Source organism: Promicromonospora kroppenstedtii DSM 19349 (assembly GCF_000515355.1).
GTDB classification, from domain to species: domain Bacteria; phylum Actinomycetota; class Actinomycetes; order Actinomycetales; family Cellulomonadaceae; genus Promicromonospora; species Promicromonospora kroppenstedtii.
In genome coordinates this window covers 1-2,049 of the sequence record NZ_KI911731.1, presented here as the reverse complement: position 1 = coordinate 2,049, position 2,049 = coordinate 1, and the positions used below count along the sequence as shown (strand labels likewise).

Sequence of the window (2,049 nt, the reverse complement as noted above, 5' to 3'; positions counted from 1 at the left end):
GAGGCGCCGGGTCCGGGCGAGCGCCACGCCCTCGGGCCCGGGTCCCGTCACCTCGCCGGCGCGCAGCAGCACGGCCGACGCCGTCCCGTCGGGCCCGCACACCACGTTGGCGCAGTGGTGCAGGCCCAGGTGCCGGTACACGTACAGGTGCCCGGGCTCGCCGAACATGGTCTCGTTGCGCCGGCTCGGGCCGCGGAAGGCGTGGGAGCCGGGATCGTTGGTGCCGTCGTAGGCCTCGACCTCGGTGATCCGGAGGGTCACGGTGCCGTCGGGCGTGCGGCGGGACAGCGTGGCGCCGAGCAGGTCGCGGGCGACATCGACCACGGGGCGGGCGTAGAACTCGCGGACCGGGACGGTCATGGGTGCGTCGCTCAGGTTGACTCCTCGATTCTCACCGGGCGGACGGCGCGGGGAGAACCCATCCGCCCGGGCGTGTCACCGACAGTAGACATTGTCTACGGAGAGCAACCGACCCCGGCGAGAAACACATTCCTGCCGGCCGATCCACCACGCGGTACGACGCTCGTCAGCGCACGAGGAGCGTCACGTCGGCCGGTCGTCGCTGGGCGCCGAGGTCAGCGCACCGAACCCGTCGAGCCGCAGGTCAGCGCGCTCGCGGGTCTGCTCCCGCGCGTAGTGCCCGGCCTCGTCGGCCATCCAGCACAGCCAGTGCTCGCGCGCCTCCTCGCCGTCGCGCTCCAGGCCGCGGCGCAGCCGCTCGGCGTCGTCCGCCTCCACCCAGATGCGGAACGCGCCCAGCGCGTCGACCTGGCGCGCGCCCGCGCCGCAGCCCTCGACCACCAGGTGGGGCGACGGCGGCACGTCGTGCCACTCGGCCCACTCACCCGCGACCCAGTCGTAGCGCCGGTAGCGCACCCGCTCCCCCGCGGCCAGGGGGTCCAGGACCCAGCGGCGGAGGTTGGCGGCGCCGCCGTCCGGGCCGGCTGCCCAGCCCTCGTAGAGGTCGTCCATGTGGATCACCGCCGCCTCCAGCGCGTCCCCGAGCTGGGCGGCGAGCGTCGTCTTGCCCGACCCGGCGGGGCCGTCGACGCAGACCAGCCGCGCGTCGGCGACCCGGATCCGCTCCAGCACATCACCCAGCACCCCTGGCGTGACGGTCATTCCGCTCCCCTCGTAGGCCTACCCGGCGATTGTGCCCGCTGACCGACGTGGCAGACACCCAGGTCACCCGAGAGACCTGGGTGTCTGACACGTCCGGGGTGCAGCGTCAGGCCTCCGGCTGGGCCCAGAAGCGGAACTCGGTGGCGCGCTCCTTGGCCGCCTCGATCTGCTCCGCGACCCGCACCGGGGCGGTGCCGCCGACGCCGTCGCGCGAGGCGAGCGAGCCCTCGACGGAGAGCACCGAGCGCACCTCGGGAGTGAGGTGCTCGGAGATCTTGGCGAGGTCCTCGTCGGACAGGTCCCACAGCTCGATGCCGCGGGCCTCGCACTCCTGCACGCAGGAGCCGGCCACCTCGTGCGCCACGCGGAACGGGACGCCCTGCTTGACGAGCCACTCGGCGATGTCGGTCGCGAGCGAGAAGCCCTGCGGCGCGAGCTCGGCCATGCGGTCGGTGTCGAAGACCATGGTGCGCACCATGCCCGTGAACGCGGGCAGCACCGTGGTGAGGGTCGCCACCTGGTCGAAGACCGGCTCCTTGTCCTCCTGCAGGTCGCGGTTGTACGCGAGCGGGAGGCCCTTGAGCGTGGTGAGCAGGCCGGTGAGGTCACCGATCACGCGCCCGGCCTTGCCGCGCGCGAGCTCGGCGATGTCCGGGTTCTTCTTCTGCGGCATGATCGAGGAGCCCGTGGAGTACGCGTCGTCCAGGCGGACGAAACCGAACTCCTTGGTGTTCCAGAGGATGATCTCCTCGGAGATCCGCGACAGGTCCACCCCGATCATCGCCGCGACGAAGGCGAACTCCGCCGTCACATCGCGCGACGCGGTGCCGTCGATCGAGTTCTCGACCGGCCCGCCCTCCAGGCCCAGGTCGGCGGCCACGGCCGCCGGGTCCAGGCCGAGCGACGAGCCCGCGAGCGCGCCCGAGC

The 2,049-nt window shown here is 73.0% G+C and carries 3 protein-coding genes; all 3 read right to left on the bottom strand.

Going from position 1 to position 2,049, the window contains the following annotated elements:
• On the bottom strand, positions 1-360 hold a 360-nt coding region (locus PROKR_RS21790; protein ID WP_036967409.1), incomplete at its 3' end, for a DNA-3-methyladenine glycosylase.
• Between the two features lie 183 nt (positions 361-543).
• A complete protein-coding gene (locus tag PROKR_RS21785; RefSeq protein WP_036967400.1) occupies positions 544-1,122 on the bottom strand; it encodes a uridine kinase family protein in 579 nt (192 codons plus the stop codon).
• Positions 1,123-1,228: 106 nt separating this feature from the next.
• Positions 1,229-2,049 (bottom strand): argininosuccinate lyase (argH, locus tag PROKR_RS21780; RefSeq protein ID WP_036967398.1); only part of this gene is annotated, 821 nt, incomplete at its 5' end.